17 protein-coding genes are annotated in these 15,924 nt (G+C 37.8%); 9 read left to right on the top strand and 8 right to left on the bottom strand.

What is annotated here, in order from left to right; genetic code table 11:
* The first annotated feature begins 7 nt into the window (after positions 1-7).
* Positions 8-1,003, top strand: coding sequence for a site-specific tyrosine recombinase/integron integrase (gene xerA / locus ACZBKJ_RS04805; protein WP_463199793.1), 996 nt, complete (start codon positions 8-10; stop codon positions 1,001-1,003).
* Between the two features lie 62 nt (positions 1,004-1,065).
* Here the strand turns inward: xerA and ACZBKJ_RS04810 are convergent, their stop codons facing one another.
* Entirely contained in the window at positions 1,066-1,437 is a 372-nt protein-coding gene (locus ACZBKJ_RS04810) for a hypothetical protein (protein ID WP_463199794.1), read from the bottom strand.
* A gap of 455 nt (positions 1,438-1,892) precedes the next feature.
* Here ACZBKJ_RS04810 and ACZBKJ_RS04815 point away from each other — a divergent pair, with 455 nt between their 5' ends.
* A complete protein-coding gene (locus ACZBKJ_RS04815) occupies positions 1,893-2,534 on the top strand; it encodes a hypothetical protein (protein ID WP_463199795.1) in 642 nt (213 codons plus the stop codon).
* A 290-nt stretch (positions 2,535-2,824) separates the two neighbouring features.
* Here the strand turns inward: ACZBKJ_RS04815 and ACZBKJ_RS04820 are convergent, their stop codons facing one another.
* The 6 genes from ACZBKJ_RS04820 to ACZBKJ_RS04845 form a co-directional block, all read right to left on the bottom strand.
* On the bottom strand, positions 2,825-3,529 hold the full coding sequence (locus tag ACZBKJ_RS04820) for an ABC transporter permease (RefSeq protein WP_463199797.1): 705 nt from the start codon (positions 3,527-3,529) through the stop codon (positions 2,825-2,827).
* On the bottom strand, positions 3,526-4,245 hold the full coding sequence (locus ACZBKJ_RS04825; protein WP_463199798.1) for an ABC transporter permease: 720 nt from the start codon (positions 4,243-4,245) through the stop codon (positions 3,526-3,528). Before ACZBKJ_RS04825 ends, ACZBKJ_RS04820 begins: the two co-directional genes overlap by 4 nt.
* Before the next feature lie 66 nt (positions 4,246-4,311).
* Positions 4,312-5,175, bottom strand: a complete 864-nt coding sequence (locus tag ACZBKJ_RS04830; protein WP_463199799.1) for a transporter substrate-binding domain-containing protein — start codon at positions 5,173-5,175, stop codon at positions 4,312-4,314.
* Positions 5,176-5,367: 192 nt separating this feature from the next.
* Positions 5,368-6,216, bottom strand: a complete 849-nt coding sequence (locus ACZBKJ_RS04835; RefSeq protein ID WP_463199800.1) for a transporter substrate-binding domain-containing protein — start codon at positions 6,214-6,216, stop codon at positions 5,368-5,370.
* A 27-nt stretch (positions 6,217-6,243) separates the two neighbouring features.
* Positions 6,244-7,110 carry a transporter substrate-binding domain-containing protein gene (locus tag ACZBKJ_RS04840; protein ID WP_463199801.1) on the bottom strand — a complete coding sequence of 289 codons (867 nt, stop codon included), beginning with the start codon at positions 7,108-7,110 and terminating at the stop codon, positions 6,244-6,246.
* Positions 7,111-7,161: 51 nt separating this feature from the next.
* Entirely contained in the window at positions 7,162-7,935 is a 774-nt protein-coding gene (locus ACZBKJ_RS04845) for an ABC transporter ATP-binding protein (protein ID WP_463199802.1), read from the bottom strand.
* 191 nt (positions 7,936-8,126) lie between these two features.
* On the opposite strand from ACZBKJ_RS04845, the gene ACZBKJ_RS04850 reads away from it, so the two are divergent.
* The 3 genes from ACZBKJ_RS04850 to ccmE are packed head-to-tail and all read left to right on the top strand — an operon-like array spanning position 8,127 to position 9,695.
* The gene (locus ACZBKJ_RS04850; RefSeq protein ID WP_463199803.1) at positions 8,127-8,906 is read left to right on the top strand and encodes a heme ABC transporter permease; all 780 of its coding nucleotides are present in this window, start codon (positions 8,127-8,129) and stop codon (positions 8,904-8,906) included.
* A 31-nt stretch (positions 8,907-8,937) separates the two neighbouring features.
* Positions 8,938-9,147 carry a heme exporter protein CcmD gene (gene ccmD, locus ACZBKJ_RS04855; RefSeq protein ID WP_463199804.1) on the top strand — a complete coding sequence of 70 codons (210 nt, stop codon included), beginning with the start codon at positions 8,938-8,940 and terminating at the stop codon, positions 9,145-9,147.
* Between the two features lie 14 nt (positions 9,148-9,161).
* Positions 9,162-9,695, top strand: coding sequence for a cytochrome c maturation protein CcmE (gene ccmE / locus ACZBKJ_RS04860; protein ID WP_463199805.1), 534 nt, complete (start codon positions 9,162-9,164; stop codon positions 9,693-9,695).
* Positions 9,696-9,755: 60 nt separating this feature from the next.
* On the opposite strand, the gene glyA is transcribed toward ccmE, so the two are convergent.
* Positions 9,756-11,012, bottom strand: coding sequence for a serine hydroxymethyltransferase (gene glyA / locus ACZBKJ_RS04865; RefSeq protein WP_463199806.1), 1,257 nt, complete (start codon positions 11,010-11,012; stop codon positions 9,756-9,758).
* A 266-nt stretch (positions 11,013-11,278) separates the two neighbouring features.
* Between glyA and dsbD the strand changes: the two genes are divergently transcribed.
* The 4 genes from dsbD to ACZBKJ_RS04885 all read left to right on the top strand — a co-directional run bounded on the left by dsbD (position 11,279) and on the right by ACZBKJ_RS04885 (position 15,900).
* Positions 11,279-13,501, top strand: a complete 2,223-nt coding sequence (gene dsbD, locus ACZBKJ_RS04870) for a protein-disulfide reductase DsbD (RefSeq protein ID WP_463199807.1) — start codon at positions 11,279-11,281, stop codon at positions 13,499-13,501.
* Positions 13,502-13,633: 132 nt separating this feature from the next.
* The gene (locus ACZBKJ_RS04875) at positions 13,634-13,924 is read left to right on the top strand and encodes a DUF3817 domain-containing protein (RefSeq protein WP_463199808.1); all 291 of its coding nucleotides are present in this window, start codon (positions 13,634-13,636) and stop codon (positions 13,922-13,924) included.
* Positions 13,925-13,988: 64 nt separating this feature from the next.
* Positions 13,989-14,855 carry an energy transducer TonB gene (locus tag ACZBKJ_RS04880; RefSeq protein WP_463199809.1) on the top strand — a complete coding sequence of 289 codons (867 nt, stop codon included), beginning with the start codon at positions 13,989-13,991 and terminating at the stop codon, positions 14,853-14,855.
* A gap of 25 nt (positions 14,856-14,880) precedes the next feature.
* Complete coding sequence (locus ACZBKJ_RS04885) at positions 14,881-15,900, top strand: mechanosensitive ion channel family protein (protein ID WP_463199810.1); 1,020 nt, start codon at positions 14,881-14,883, stop codon at positions 15,898-15,900.
* Positions 15,901-15,924 lie beyond the last annotated feature (24 nt).

Genomic DNA, 15,924 nt, shown 5'->3' on the forward strand with positions numbered 1-15,924 from the left:
CCACATTATGCGTCTTAATCACATTATTAAGCCCAATTCCACAACTACCAACATTATTAAAAATCCTGATAAACACCAAGCCCATTTTATATCAATTATTGATGAATGGCTAAAAAGTCTGTACCGTGAAAATTATTCAATAAATACCATTTTGGCATATCAAGCATCGTTATACCGTTTTTCAAAGTTTGTTGCTAAAAATACTGCATTACAAGGCAATTGGCAGACGTGTCAAAAAAAACAATTAACACTATTTTTTAGTGGTCGTTTGGAAAGCGGTCAAAAAATATCTACCATAAAGCAAGAACTATCCGCTGTCAATAAATTTTATCAATACGCTATTGCACAAAATTTAACCCAAAATAACCCAGCTGCTGCCTACCGGCTAAAAAGCCAGCCCCGACCTTTACCCGTGATTAGCGATGTAGATTTGATAAGTCAGCTGCTTGACCAGCCTATTCCAGAAAATCAAGTGTTAGCAAATATTTGGCAGCGAGATAAAGCTATGTTTGAATTGATGTACAGCAGTGGATTGCGACTGTCAGAGCTTGTCAATTTGAATGTGGAAGATGTGGATTTATCAGGTAAAACAGTGCGTGTGGTTGGTAAAGGAAATAAAATGCGTATTGTACCTGTGGGCGCTCAGGCTATCACAGCCATTACAGTTTATTTGCCAATAAGACAACAATGGCAAAAAAATACCCAAGCCTTATTTGTGAGCCAAAAAGGCGGACGTATTACTCAACGGGCGGTTCAGCTTCGTTTAAAGGCATGTGCTCAAAATGCGGGTATCAGCCAAAACCTGCACCCACATATTTTACGCCACTGTTTTGCATCACACATGTTGTCTGCTAGTGGCGATTTACGAGCCATTCAAGAAATGCTTGGTCATAGTAATATCAGCACAACGCAGATTTACACACAGGTTGATTTTGGCACATTATCAAAAACTTATGATAAAGCTCACCCAAGAGCCTCTCAAAAAGATAAAAATCAAAATTAATGATGTAAAAAAATAAAAGCCAGATTTTATCTGGCTTTTGGGTGATTTGGCGTCAATCGTATTTAGTTTAGTTCTACTTGTACGTGACTGTTAAACCAAGTAACCGATACACCCACATCACCGCGTTTTACGGCATTTTTTACGTTTGGACTGATTTTGCTTCTATCAATCGCTTTTTGCAGTTGGTTACGTTTATTTAGGTTGCTTAAACCACAGTCATCACTACCATCAGAGGAGCTACCATTATAGACATTAGCACGGTCTTGACGGATGATTTGACCAACAGAAGATAACTTTGAGCCATTTGAATTGTATAAATCGCTTTTATCAATATAAGTATCAAAAGAACACAAATAGCCACCATCACCAGCAGAAGCACTCAAACTAGCAACACCTAAAACACCCGCTACTAAAAATTTACCTAACGTTTTCATAACCTACCTCTGACTTATCAAAAAATTATTTCAATCAATTTTTAAAAACACCGTAATAAATAGCGTTTTAATTACCTACTTTTCATTATAGTGTCTTGATAAAAAGAGCTGTAGCGATTTTTGGTGAAGTTTTGTAAATCAAAGTAAAACTTGCTGTTTGATTGTCAGTTATAGTTTATTTATCAAAAGATTTTGTATTGGGTGTAATGGATTTTAAAAACAATTTGAGTAACTCATCAAGACAACTGATTAACAATAAAGTGGTATCATAAGCAGCAAGCAATCAAAATTTAAAAAAGCATTGTGTAAAATACCCAAAATTTAGATTTACCAGTTAAATTAAGATGGTTAATATTTACACCAACTTATGAATAAATCCAAAATTGAGCAATTTGAGTGTATATTTATTAGCAAACATGAATGTTGTCACGCACAAAAAGAATTGGAGAAAGTAAATGTATAAAAAATACTTTGTATTGGTTTTTTTGACAGTGTTATTAGCTGCTTGTGGTGATGCAGGTTCAAAAAATACTACCAAGATAAATGATACCCAGCCCAGTAAAGATGAGTTGGATAAAACAGGCATTGTAGAAAATGCTAGACAAGTTTTAGATACCTTAAATGTAAAATCAACACAATTAAGTGATATGTGGGCGATACAACAGGCATTTCAGCGCGCTGGCGTTACACCTGATATAGAGCAAGTTTTACAACATAAAATGACCCAAGTAAAAAACCAAGCAGACGTCAAAACAATTATCAATGAGCAGCTTGTGCTTACTCAAAATCTACAAGATGAATTAAATGGATTGGAACTACAAAGTCAAGAAGGCAAGAATATTGTTCAAAAAACTACCGATGCTGCTCAAAAAATGCATAATGGATTGCAAACAATCATAGCCTTAGATTTGCAAAATCCAAATGATATGGCTGCGATTAATCAAGCTGTGATGCAAATACAAGAAGGAACAAATGCGTTGTCTGATAGTATGAATGATTTTTTAAATCTGGCAAAGGATTTAGGATTTGATACCAAAGCGGCTATTGAAAAATATCAAAAATATCAGCAATCAATCCAGAATCAACAAACAAACTAAAGTATGATGGTTGTTATGGTTGATGGTTAATGACTAGAGACAATTTTAGTATCAGATGTATTGATTTTATTGATGGATAATATTCATACTTAAATAAATAGTAAGTATCTAATCATTTAAGATAACCCAAAATTAGCAAGACGGCAGGAATATTTAGCGGTCTTGCTAGTTTTATGATTTATCTTTTTATCTTGTTGTTTTGTCTAAACATTGGTAATTAAGTTGGTTAAAATTAATTTTGCAGGCTTAAACGATTAAATCACCTTCAAACACACGTAAAAATTAACTGATTATAGCGACTGCAAGGTGTGTTTATGGTGATTAATTTTTTTATCAAATTGCCGAAAACCAAACAATAATACCCATGAAATCAACAGATAAATGATGCCAGCGGCAAAATAAATTTCTAAATTTAGATAGGTTTTGGCAATGATGGCTTTAGAGGTGTACATCAAATCTACAACTGTAATGGTCGATGCCAGTGCCGAACCTTTGAGCATAAAAATCACCTCATTACTATAAGCAGGTATCATAATCCCAAAAGCACGTGGCAGGGTGATGCGTTTTAGTTTTTGACTAGGTGACATGCCTAAGGCATCAGCAGCTTCTAACTCACCCTTAGGAACAGCATTCATTGCACCACGAACAATTTCAGCAATATAAGCAGCGGTATTTAGCGTAAAAGCAATGATGGCGCACCAATAAGGCTGGCTTAAAACAGGTTTCCATAAAAAACTGTCTTGAATGATTTTGAATTGTCCAAGCCCATAATAAATTAAAAAAATTTGCACCAAAAGCGGTGTGCCTCGAAAAAAGAAGATATATAAATAAGGTGGTATCCATACCAAAGGATTTTTGGATAATCGTAAAAGCCCTAGCGTAACCCCCAAAATCAATCCCAAAACACTGGAAAGTAACACTAATTCGACAGTGGTCAATGATGCTTTTAATAATTCAGGAAAATTTGTGATGATTGCTTGCCAATTCCAACTCATGCCTCAACCCCTTGTTTGTGTAATTTTTTGGCATAACGAGCTGCAGGATTAGCACGCCATTCACAAAAACTAATTAAAGAAGTAACCACAATTGTTAAACCTAAATAAACCAGTGCAGCAACTAAAAAGAACGTAAAAGGTGCTTGGGTGGATTGAGCAGCACGTGATGAGTAATAAATCAAATCTTTTAAGCCAATCAAGGAGACAAGGGCGGTGTCTTTGAGTAGTACCAAAAATAAATTACCCAAACTAGGCAAAGCAACAATCCACATTTGGGGAAGAATGATTCGCCAAAAAGTCTGAAAGGGTCGCATGCCAAGGCTTTGAGCGCTTTCCCATTGACCTTTGGGAATCTCCTCTATTGCCATACGAAAAACCTCGGTGGCGTACGCTCCAAACATCACCGACAGCGCCATGACACCAGGCCAAAAGCTGCCCAATTCAATGCGCTGAGTATAGCCAATTTTATGAGCAAGGCTCGAAACTAAAATTTCAGCCCCAAAATAAATCGCAAAAACAACTAACAGTTCAGGCAAACCACGCACAACAGTTGTATAAATATCAGCCAGTTTTTTAATAAACCAAACTGGTGAACGTTTGGCAACTGCTCCAAGCAGCCCAAAGAACAAACCAAAAATCAAACTGGTTAAACTAAGTTTGATGGTTAGTATTGTGCCTTGTAATAATAAATTGCCATAGCCATATAAGTCAAACACAATCATCGCCTTTTGACAGGGTAACAAAATTTACTATTTTAGCAAAATTTGGGTAATTATGTTGGCTTATTTTGTATCTGCTTTTACTTGGGTTTTTGTTTGAACTTCTTCATTTTGAGCGGCTGTTTTGGTTGTTGGGCTACTTAAGGCATCACCAAAATGTTTTTGCACCAGTTTATCATAAGTGCCATCAGCTTTGATTTCATCAAGAGCTTGATTAAATTTCCCCAAAAGTTCATCATTGCCTTTATTGACTGCAATCGCAAAATTGTCATGAATGTCAATTTCATCGCCCTTAATACTAAAATCTTTACCCAAATCGCTAGTTAGCCAAGTTAAAGCGGGTAGTTTATCGCTAAGTACGACGGTTGCCCGGCCGCTGGCTAAATTTAAAAAGGCATTATCCAGAGTATTGTGCATTTGTGGGGTAACTTCTGGGTAGGTTTTATCCAAATATTGGCTTGAAATAGTCGAACCTTGCACAGCAATGGTTGCTGATTTAATATCGTTGGTATTTTTTGGGTCAAAAGTACTGTCGTTTTTGGCAAGAAAAACCAGCGTGTTATTAAAATAAGGCTTGCTAAAACTTACCTGTTCACTGCGCTCAGGCGTAACGGACATGGCTGAGATGATGGCGTCAAACTTGTCTGTTTTTAAGGCGGGAATGATACCATCCCACTCTTGGGCGTTGATTTGGCAGGTTACCGCCATTTTATCGCATAAGGCATTGGCAATATCCAAATCAAACCCCGCCAAATCTCCGTTATTAAACGTATAATTAAAAGGAGCGTAAGCGCCTTCGGTGGCTATTCGTAAGGTTTGCTTTGATGTATCATTTGGTTGCCCAGTTTCTTGGGTTTTAGTTTCTTCGCCACAAGCACTCAGAAGTAATATGCCCAAAAAAAGAGCAGCTTTAAACATATTTTTCATCAAATTTTCCTTAATTTAAAAATCCCTATTCGTTAGGGTGGTCTAAAATATATTTAGAGATAATTTTCAAACTAGAGCAGCGCCTAACGAATGCTTGACACTGCTCTGTATGCTCAGTTTATGTGAGTAATTTTGAATGGACATTTGCAAATGGTTTTATCCAAAAAAACCATCAGTTGTCATTGGGTGTGATTATTTACTGTCAGTAGGCTTTTTGTCATCAGCTGTTTGAGTTTCACCAGCTTCTAGGCTTTTTAAATCCACACCAAGATGTTTTTTGGCGATTTCATCATATTTGCCATTGGCTTTTAGAGCGTCAATAGCTTTGTCAAATTCGCCTTTTAAAGGGTCATCTTTACGCACAGCAACAGCAACAACGTCATTGGTATTGATGGGTTTGCCTTGCACCTCATAATCTTTGCCAGCATCGGTTTTTAACCAATCCAAAGCAGGAGCAATGTCTGAAATCATCAAATCAATACGCCCTGCAGTCAAGTCAAGATAAGCATTATCTTGTTTGTCATAGGTTTTTAAGGTCGCTTTTGGTTGATTTTTGGTTAAATAATCTGCGGCAACAGTGGCTTGTTGAGCCCCAACAGTTTTGCCAGCGATATTTTCCATGGTTAAATTTTCACCTTTTTTAGCAATTAATACAAAGGTGTTGTTAAAATACGGTTTGCTAAAATCAACTACCGCAGACCGTTCAGGCGTAACGGACATACCCGACATGATTGCGTCGGCTTTATTGGCTTGCAAACTTGGGATTAAACTGTCCCAATCGTAACTTTTAATGTCGCATTCAACCTTCATCTCATCACACAAAGCAGTAGCAAGATCAATCTCAAATCCTACTAAGTTTCCTTGGTTGTCCAGATAACTAAAAGGTTTAAAACTGGATTCGGTGGCAATGCGCACAACTTTTTCATTATTGCTTGCTGGAGCTTGTTTGGTTTGTTCATTGGTTTTTTCATTTGAACAGGCTGAAAGTGCTAAAACGGTCAATGCTGTTAAGAATAATTTTGGACTGAATTGAAATTTCATAAAAATTCCTTATTAATTTATTAATGATTATTTAGCGGCTTCTTGTGGTTTTTCATCAGTTTTGGTAGCTGTGCTGTCTTGTTCTGGAGCTTGAGCTTGTGCATTTGCTGCAAAATGTTGCTGTTTGATTTGTTCTAATTTGCCATTGGTTTTGAGTGCACCTAGCGCTTTATTGATTTTATCTTTTAAAGCATCGCCTTTACGTACAGCAATGCCTAAATTATCACCATTGTCAATTTCATCACCAATCAGCCCAAAGCCTTGGGGGTTTTGTTTTAACCAATAAGCCGCTGATGCTTTTTCCGCCATGACTGCTTGGTTGCGTCCTGCTTTCATATCCAAATAGGCATTTTCGTAGGTATCATACAGTTGTACACGGTTGCCATCTTTGCCATCGTAGTTTTTACCGATATATAGTGCGCCTGTAGTGCCACGCTGACCGCCAAGTACCATATTTTTAATGTCTTTGGGGTCAAAACTACCGTCATTTTTTGCTAACCAAACGATGGTATTGGCAAAATATGGGTCGCTAAAATCCACTTGCTCTAAACGTTCTGGTGTGATGGACATACCTGCAATGACTGCGTCGTATTTTTTGGTTAAAAGTCCTGGCAATAAACCATCCCAGTCTTGAGCTACCACTTCGCATTTGGTTTGCATTTCTTCACAAACAGCATTGATAACATCAACATCAAACCCAATAATTTTGCCGTCCGCAGTTGTGCCGTTAAACGGCATGTAATTAGCTTCAGTAGCAATTACCAATGTGCCTTCGCTGCCTTTATTATCGGTTGCTGCTGATGTGTCTGATTTTTCTCCAGAACATGCGGTTAAAGCAATACTAAATAATAAACCAGCACCAATTTTGGCATAGGTATTTGCAAAATTTACCATAAAAATTCCTTAAAAAATAATAAAAAAATAACTAAATTAAAAACAACAGTCTTAATTTTGATGTGATGCCATAAATTCTTTGACTCGGGCAGATTTTGGATTGTCAAAAATCTCATCAGGCGGACCCATTTCTTCAACGCGTCCTTGGTGCAAAAATACCACTTGGCTGGATACCTCGCGAGCAAAACGCATTTCGTGGGTAACAATCAACATGGTTCGACCTTCATCAGCAAGTTCTTTCATAACCGCCAAAACTTCATTGACCAGCTCAGGGTCTAAGGCAGAAGTTGGTTCATCAAACAATAAAACCTGCGGTTTCATTGCCAGTGTACGAGCGATGGCAACTCGCTGTTTTTGACCGCCCGATAGATTGTCAGGATAAGCATCTTTTTTTGAAAGCAGTCCAACTTTATCTAATAGACGTTGAGCATCAGCAATTGCTTCGTCTTTATTAATGCCTAATACTTGGGTTGGACCTTCAATAATATTTTGCAAAATTGTTTTATGAGGCCAAAGATTAAAATTTTGAAATACAAAACCAATTTTTGAACGCAGTTTTTCAAGTTGTTTGGGATTTTTGGCAACCAATTCGCCTTTTTTTTCAATTAATTCTAATTTTTCTTGTCCAATAAAAATTTCACCACTGCTGGGTTTTTCTAATAAATTAATGCAGCGAAGTAAAGTTGATTTGCCTGAACCGCTCGAACCTAAAATACTAATAACATCGCCATCGTGGGCAGTTAAAGAAACACCTTTTAATACTTCAAGCGAGCCGTAATTTTTATGAATGTCTTTTAAATTAAGAGCAATGGGGCGGTCTGTCATAGCATAATCCATTTGGTTAAACTCTATATTTTCACTTAAAACACCCTAAAAAGGCAACAGTTTTTAAAAAATTTTTAAAAAAATTGTTTTTAATAATTTAATATTTAAAAAACGACAATTTTTTTTTGTTAAAAATCAAACCATGTTATAATTGGCGAATTTATAGATTAAAGACAAGTAAATGGTGTGTTATGCCCAAAGCAAGCCTGCAAAACCCTAATTTTTTAAATCGTTTGTGGCAAGGGTTTTTAACTACCGTTGGCACAGAACGATTTTTTAAAATTTTTTCAGGCTGGGTAAAATGGCTTGGTTTAGTTGCTTTTATTTTGCTTAGTGTTGGTATGACTTGGGGGCTTATTTTTGCACCTGCTGATTATCGGCAAGGCAACAGCTATCGAATTATTTTTATTCATGTGCCAACAGCAAGTCTTGCAATGAGTATTTATTTTGCCATGGCAGTTCTTGGGGTTATTTTTTTGGTTTGGAAAATTAAAACCGCCAACATTGTTGCTCAAGCCGTTGCCCCGATTGGTTTGATTTGCTGTGTATTAAGTTTAATCACAGGAGCGATTTGGGGTAAGCCAACCTGGGGAACTTATTGGGTGTGGGATGCACGCTTAACCTCCATGCTGATTTTGGCATTTTTATATACGGGGGTTTTGGCGCTGTTTAGTGCGTTTGAAAATAGCCAAAATCGCGGTAAAGCCGCAGCAATTTTATCGATTGTAGGAGCGGTCAATTTGCCAATCATTAAATATTCGGTTGAGTGGTGGAATACCTTACATCAAGGTTCAACGTTTACCGTAACCAATGCCCCAAAAATGTCAGCGAGCATGTGGGTTCCGCTGCTGCTGATGATTTTGGGTATGTATTTTTTGGCGGCAGCATTAACCATTTATCGTACAAATTCTTTAATTTTATTAAGAGAAAACCGCAAAACGTGGGTTATTGATTATTTAAAAAAACTTTAAAAAACCGTAATAGCCAGTAGGTAAACCAGCCATGACAGTGTATTTTTCTAGTTTTTCTGAATTTTTAAATATGGGCGGACACGGACCGTATGTGTGGTCGTGTTATGTAATTACAATGATTGTGCTATTTTTATTGATTTTATTTACCAAATCAGAACGTAAAAATGTAATAGAAAAACTCACTCATCAATCAATACGCCAAGAACGACTGACAAACAGACAGCGTCAACAATTAAAATAATAAGGTTTTTTTGTATGAATAATGCTCGCCAAAAAAAGATGATTTGGGTGGTCGCTATTTTACTTGGGGCGGTAATTGCCGTTAGTCTGATTTTATATGCCATTCGTCAGCAGACAGATTATTATTTTGACCCGACCATGATTTCCCAAGGAAAAGCACCTGAAAGTAAGCGCATTCGTGCAGGTGGAATGGTTGTAGCAGGTAGTGTCAAACGTGACCCTAATGACCCTGTGAATATCCAGTTTTCTATTACTGATTTTAAATCTACCGTTCCTGTACGGTATCGCGGCGTATTGCCAGATTTATTTGCTGAAAATTCTGGCGTGGTGGCAACAGGCGAATTACAAGATGGGGTTTTTGTTGCCAGTGAGGTTTTGGCAAAACACGATGAAAACTATATGCCTCCAGAAGTTGCCAAATCACTCAAACAGGAACATAAAGAACGTGGTACTTCGGTTGAAAATGGACAATTTGTTCCAGCAAATCCAATGAGTGAAATGGATAAAAATCAGACTTTAAAAGACAATCAAGATAAACAGTCAAAATAAACAATCATAAATAAAAAACCACTTAAATCTTAAGTGGTTTTTTTATCTGCAATTGACTGATTAAGCATTACGACCATATACAGGGAATTTATCGCAAATGGCAGAAACTTTTGCACGTACTTCTTCTAAAGTTTCTTCAGCGCCACGAGCATCTAGCACATCGCAAATCCAACTGGCTAGCTCAATACATTCAGCTTCTTTAAAGCCACGTGTTGTAATAGCAGGCGTGCCAAGTCGGATTCCTGAAGTTACAAAAGGCGATTTGGGGTCATTGGGTACTGAATTTTTGTTTACAGTAATGTGTGCGTCGCCCAACCATTTATCCGCTTCTTTGCCTGTAATGCCTTGTTTAATTAAACTAATAAGCATCAGATGGTTTTTGGTGCCACCAGAGACTACATCATAACCACGAAAAAGGATGGTATTTGCCATAGCCTGAGCGTTTTTAACAACTTGCTGCTGATATTGTTTAAACTCATCAGTCATCGCTTCTTTAAAACAAACCGCCTTACCAGCGATGGCATGCATTAGAGGTCCGCCTTGGGTGCCGGGAAAAACTGCTGAGTTTAATTTTTTCTCAATTTCTGGATTGGATTTGGCTAAAATTAAACCAGCGCGTGGACCACGTAACGTTTTGTGAGTGGTTGTGGTGGTTACGTCAGCAATTTGAACAGGGTTTGGATAGATGCCCGCCGCTACAAGACCAGCCACGTGTGCCATATCCACAAACAAATAAGCGCCAACGCTGTCAGCAATTTCACGGAATTTTTGCCAGTCCATGACTTGACTGTATGCTGAAAAACCAGCAATAATCATTTTAGGCTTATGTTCTTTTGCTAAACGAGCAATCTCATCATAATCAAGCAGTCCATTATCATCAATGCCATAATGCACCGCGTTGTATGTTTTGCCAGAAAATGAAACATTTGCCCCGTGGGTTAAATGTCCACCATGGGCAAGACTCATACCAAGCACGGTATCCCCTGCTTCTAGCAATGCAAGATAAACAGCCGCATTGGCATTTGAACCAGAGTGTGGTTGGACGTTAGCATAGTCAGCGCCAAATAATTCTTTAGCACGGTCAATAGCAATTTGTTCTACAACATCAACATTTTCGCAGCCGCCATAATAGCGTTTCCCTGGATAACCTTCAGCGTATTTATTGGTTAAAATTGTGCCTTGCGCTTCCATCACGGCAGGAGAACAATAATTTTCAGATGCAATTAATTCAATATGATCTTCTTGACGACGTGATTCAGCGTCAATTGCAACGCCAAGTTCAGGGTCAAAGTCGTGCAAAGAAATTTCTTTAAACATAAATTTACCTTGTGGTTTGGGAGAATTGGATTAGTTTAACATAAAATTGTCATTAATTTCACCAAATTTGACTGACCAAAATTACAAAAATGATGAGTAAAATTTAATTAGCAGATAGATTTTTATGATAATTTAAAGACAATATTTAAAAATACTGTATCACATTGATTAAAATCTTTGCGGTATAATACAGCAATTTTTATATAGCCATTAATTATGGGTTATACATTTTTAAACAATTAAATTTCAATCATTTCAGTATAAATATGCGTTTATTTTCTCATCATAAATTTTCTTATCATAAATTGCTGGGCATATTGATTAGCATTAGCTTACCCCTTTCTTTACCGTCTTATGCTCAAGATACCAGTCATTCTAATGCTAGCAGTTTAGCTAGCTTATTTGGAAAAACAAGCCAACAAAAATTTCTACCAGTAAATCAGGCATTTAAAGTAGATGTCAGTCAAAATGGTCAAGAGTTGATTGCCAAATTTACCATCACTCCCAAACATTATATTTATCAAGATAGAATTGCTGCTCAATTACCAGAAGGCGTAAGTGCTAGCGATTGGGAGTTTAGTGTTGCTCCAACTATGGTGGATGACCCTGAATTTGGTCGGGTGGCGGTATTTAATCAAGATGTTATTGCTAAAGCAGTCATCAGCACCCAAAAAGACTTAAATCACGCTCCAATTAGCGTAAAATGGCAAGGCTGTGCCGAAGCGGGTTTGTGCTATCCACCAGAAGTTACCAAAGGCACTTTGACGCTTAAGCATGCCAGTCAAGCATCCATCAAAGCAGAAACAAAAAAACCAGAAACCAAAGAAACTGCAAAAGTAGCAGAACCACAAACCGCCAGTAAACTACCATCACAGATTATCCCTGCAAATACCACCAATAGCGGTAATGATATAGCTATTAGCCAAGACAATAACCAAATTGCTAATCTAGAAGATAAAGCAAGTTCTGTTAATGGCATGCCGCCAGCTTTGCCAGTCAGCCGTGAATCTAATCAAGAAATAGGTGGCGAAAGTAGCAATCAAAATAACCAAGCAAATGATTTGATTGCTCAAAATACAGACCTTCAAAACCCAAGTCAAAATAATGATGGCAACCAATCAGGCATTTCTGTGTTGCCGGCAGATGGCGAGCAAACACAACTTCAGCCAAATGAGCAAAACGCCCAAAGCGCCACTGATATCAGCTCAAACCCTAATTTGGTGAATCATACCTTACCTCAGGATTCTGACCCCTTTGGTATTCATAAAAATCCACTATTAGCATTAATGCTTTTATTTTTGGCAGGGCTGTTACTTGCCTTTACGCCATGCGTGTACCCAATGATACCAATTGTCGCCAATATTGTCGCCCGCCAAAAAAATACCAATTCTGTAAAAGGTTTTATGTTATCAACATCTTATGGGGTAGGTGTTGCAACGGCTTACGGGGCTATTGGCGCTTTGGTGGCAGGTCTTGGGCGTGCCGTTGGAATTTTGGGGTATTTACAAAATCATTATATTTTGGGTGGTTTTGCAATTGTTTTTGTGATTTTAGCGCTTGCAATGTTTGACGTTATCAAATTATCTTTACCAAGTGCCATTAGCGATAAACTTTCTCAAAAATCACAACTTGCCGATGGTAAATTAGGCAGCATTGGCGGTAGTTTTGTTGTTGGGGCATTATCAGCATTGGTGGTATCGCCTTGCGTTTCATTGCCAATGGCAGGAGCTTTGACGGCTGTTTCAACCAGTGGTAGTATCGTGTTGGGTTTTTTTGCATTGTTTGTTTTTGGGGTGGGTTTGTCTTTGCCATTGATGATGCTTGGAGCAGTGCAAGGAAAATTTATGCCCAAAGCAGGGCAATGGATGCAGGAAGTCAAAACTTTTTGCGGGCTGCTGCTTTTAGCGGTTTCAATTAGTTTAATTGAACGAATTGTCCATTCATCTTTTGTACTTGCTTTATGGGCGTTTTGGTTTGCGATGCTTTGTGTGTGGTTCTATCGTCAAAAAGTTCTACCAGCACTGGCATTGTCAATCATCAGTGGCGTTTGGACGCTTTGTTTGATGATTGGCGTGGCAACTGGACAAACGGATTCTTGGCAACCTTTAGGAAAATTGACAGAAACAACTGCAATGACAAATAACGCTTTTGAATCTAAAAATTCTGACATTACAGTAACCAATCTAGCGCAACTTGATGAAATTTTGTCCAAAAATGATAACGTGTTGGTGGATATCACAGCCGATTGGTGTATTGAATGCAAAATCATGGAAAAAACCTTGTTTGCCAATCGTCCTGACAAATTGGCAGATTTTCAAGTGGTTAAGGTGGACATCAGTCAAAATACATCGGATAGCAAAGCAGTATTGGCACGTTATCAACTATTTGGACCGCCAGCATTGCTACTGTATCAAAAAGGCGAGCTAAAAAATGTGTTATTGGGTGAAGTAAAACGCGCTGATTTTGAACAGGCATTATCACAATTATAATTGGTTTGTTTAAAATTACTGATTTCTTCTTAAAAATGACAACTTTCTGTCAAATTGGCTCAATTTTTGCTGAAATTTTACCATCATCATATATAATAGCAGCTTTTTGGTAAGTATATTGTAGGTGGTATGATGGTAAAATTATTGCGATTGGTTAGTTTTTTAGAAGGTTTGTCTTTTTTGGTTTTGGTGGGCATTGCTATGCCCTTAAAATACAAATTCAATCAACCCTTTTTAGTTCAATATGCTGGCATGGCTCACGGTGTATTGTTTGTCAGTTTTATTGTGCTGCTTTTGGTGGTATGTCAAGTTAAACGATGGTCACTGAAAGTTTTTTTATTTGGATTTATTGCGTCTATTCTGCCTTTTATGCCATTTTGGTTTGAGCGTTACATTCATCAGCTTGAACTTGACGAAAATTAATTATTAAAAATAAATTAATTATTAAAAACCAATCGCTCATCTACTAAAAAAATCAATGGATAAAATGGGAAATTTTGTGTTTGCTGATGGCTATAAACAAAACCTGAATATTTCGGTTGCGACTGTAATCTCGGTTGTTTTTCATACTTTTTTGATTTTTGGTATCACCTTTACTGTTGGGCAAGCGCCCGATGAACTTGCGCAAGACGTTGCAACAGCAATGACAGAAAATACCAAAAAAAATGAACACGCCCGTTTTATTGCCAGCGCCAGTCAAGAGGCTGGCGGTGATGTGCGCCAACAGCTGCGCCAAGAAACCAATAACATTAGCCCAGATACTGCTGATGATATGGAAGAGGTGCAAGATGTTTTAAACCTACAACAACAATCTCGTCAAAAAGCGTATCAAGAAAGTTATTTGCGCACTACCTTATCCATTCGTTATGTGGACAATCAAAATAAGAATGAAAGTGAAAAAAACCAAGATGACTTAGAAACCCAAGAAGAGAGAATTCGTAAAAAAATTCGTACCTTGGAAGCTCAACTTTCTCAAAAACAGCAAGATTTTGCCTCAAAAAGTAATGTACAAACTGTTAGTGGTAACGCGACCACTTATGGCGTGGCGGCAGCTTATTTAGAAAATTTTCGTTTGCATGTAGAACGTATTGCCAACCAGTATTATCCAGAACAAGCACGCAGCCAAAATATTACAGGTGATGTGCGTCTGATGGTGATTGTTGGGCGTGATGGGCACGTCAAGGCCATTACGCTATTAGAATCATCAGGTTCAGTCATGCTTGATGAGGCCGCCAAGCAGTCCGTTCGTCAATCCTCCCCATATGGTGCTTTTAGTGAAGATATGGGCAAATTAGAAGAATTGCGAATTATTCGTACATGGCGCTATGGCGATGATATTGAAGTTACTGATTAACAAAATGAATGAAAATTAAAAATATATGACTCAAACCTTAGAAACCACTGAAAAAACTATTGATCAAGCGGCTCATACTGCTAATACGCCCATTACTCAAAATGTTGCCGAGGCTCAAGAAACCGTTACTCAAGTCGCAACTGAAGTAGCAACACAAACCGCTGAAGGGCTAACTACTGCTAGCGATTACACGTTAAAATTACTAGGCGTGCCAATTGATACAGCAACAATTTTAAATAATTCCACAACGTTTGCTATTAAACTGGTATTGGCAATTGTAATTTTTTATGTGGGCAAATGGATTGGCAAATGGTTTGTAAATCTTGCCAAAAAAGCCATGATGCGAAGCTCACTAGATGGTACAGCAATTAGCTTTTTGGGTAATTTACTTTATGGAATTGTCATTGCAGCTGTAATTTTGGCATCTTTAAATCAGCTTGGTATTAGCACCACTTCGTTTGTTGCGGTTTTGGGCGCTCTAACGGTTGCTATTGGTGTGTCTTTAAAAGACCAAGTTTCTAACTTAGCTGCAGGCGTGCTGATTGTTATGTTTCGCCCTTTTAGGCGTGGCGATGTCGTGCAAGTAGCAGGGCAAACGGGCACTGTACAAGAGATTACTTTGGTAAATACGCGCATTATAACCGCCAACAATCATGAGGTGATTGTGCCAAATGGCGACATTATGACCAACGCCACAATCAATTTTTCATCGGTGCCAAATCGTCGGCTTGAGATTTTGGTGGGGATTGGTTATAACAGCGATATTAGAACGGCTAAGTCTTTGATGCTTGATGTTGCTTATGCTCATCCAAAAGTCTTAAAAAACTTTGAACCGTTTGTTAGGGTAACCGCTTTAGCAGACAGTTCAGTAAACCTAACGCTATATGTGTGGACGCAAAACGAAGATTGGGCAGAAGTTCAAAGCGATTTACTTGAAACCATCAAATACACCTTTGATGATAATAATGTGGATATTCCTTATCCACATCGAACCTTACAGATTGAGGGTTTGGATAAAATTACCACACAAATCAAATCTTGTTGATACATATCTTATTAGATTGAATTG

It is taken from the genome of Moraxella sp. I5G (assembly GCF_055193055.1).

What these genes read in the sequence shown, in the direction of transcription:
- ccmD (WP_463199804.1), top strand. Translation starts at nt 8,938, where the DNA reads ATGACAGTGTATTTTTCTAGTTTTTCTGAATTTTTAAATATGGGCGGA.
- ACZBKJ_RS04835 (WP_463199800.1), bottom strand. Translation starts at nt 6,216, where the DNA reads ATGAAATTTCAATTCAGTCCAAAATTATTCTTAACAGCATTGACCGTT.
- ACZBKJ_RS04810 (WP_463199794.1), bottom strand. Translation starts at nt 1,437, where the DNA reads ATGAAAACGTTAGGTAAATTTTTAGTAGCGGGTGTTTTAGGTGTTGCT.
- glyA (WP_463199806.1), bottom strand. Translation starts at nt 11,012, where the DNA reads ATGTTTAAAGAAATTTCTTTGCACGACTTTGACCCTGAACTTGGCGTT.
- ccmE (WP_463199805.1), top strand. Translation starts at nt 9,162, where the DNA reads ATGAATAATGCTCGCCAAAAAAAGATGATTTGGGTGGTCGCTATTTTA.
- ACZBKJ_RS04880 (WP_463199809.1), top strand. Translation starts at nt 13,989, where the DNA reads ATGGGAAATTTTGTGTTTGCTGATGGCTATAAACAAAACCTGAATATT.
- xerA (WP_463199793.1), top strand. Translation starts at nt 8, where the DNA reads ATGCGTCTTAATCACATTATTAAGCCCAATTCCACAACTACCAACATT.
- ACZBKJ_RS04830 (WP_463199799.1), bottom strand. Translation starts at nt 5,175, where the DNA reads ATGAAAAATATGTTTAAAGCTGCTCTTTTTTTGGGCATATTACTTCTG.
- ACZBKJ_RS04845 (WP_463199802.1), bottom strand. Translation starts at nt 7,935, where the DNA reads ATGACAGACCGCCCCATTGCTCTTAATTTAAAAGACATTCATAAAAAT.
- ACZBKJ_RS04850 (WP_463199803.1), top strand. Translation starts at nt 8,127, where the DNA reads ATGCCCAAAGCAAGCCTGCAAAACCCTAATTTTTTAAATCGTTTGTGG.
- ACZBKJ_RS04885 (WP_463199810.1), top strand. Translation starts at nt 14,881, where the DNA reads ATGACTCAAACCTTAGAAACCACTGAAAAAACTATTGATCAAGCGGCT.
- dsbD (WP_463199807.1), top strand. Translation starts at nt 11,279, where the DNA reads ATGCGTTTATTTTCTCATCATAAATTTTCTTATCATAAATTGCTGGGC.
- ACZBKJ_RS04815 (WP_463199795.1), top strand. Translation starts at nt 1,893, where the DNA reads ATGTATAAAAAATACTTTGTATTGGTTTTTTTGACAGTGTTATTAGCT.
- ACZBKJ_RS04875 (WP_463199808.1), top strand. Translation starts at nt 13,634, where the DNA reads ATGGTAAAATTATTGCGATTGGTTAGTTTTTTAGAAGGTTTGTCTTTT.
- ACZBKJ_RS04820 (WP_463199797.1), bottom strand. Translation starts at nt 3,529, where the DNA reads ATGAGTTGGAATTGGCAAGCAATCATCACAAATTTTCCTGAATTATTA.
- ACZBKJ_RS04840 (WP_463199801.1), bottom strand. Translation starts at nt 7,110, where the DNA reads ATGGTAAATTTTGCAAATACCTATGCCAAAATTGGTGCTGGTTTATTA.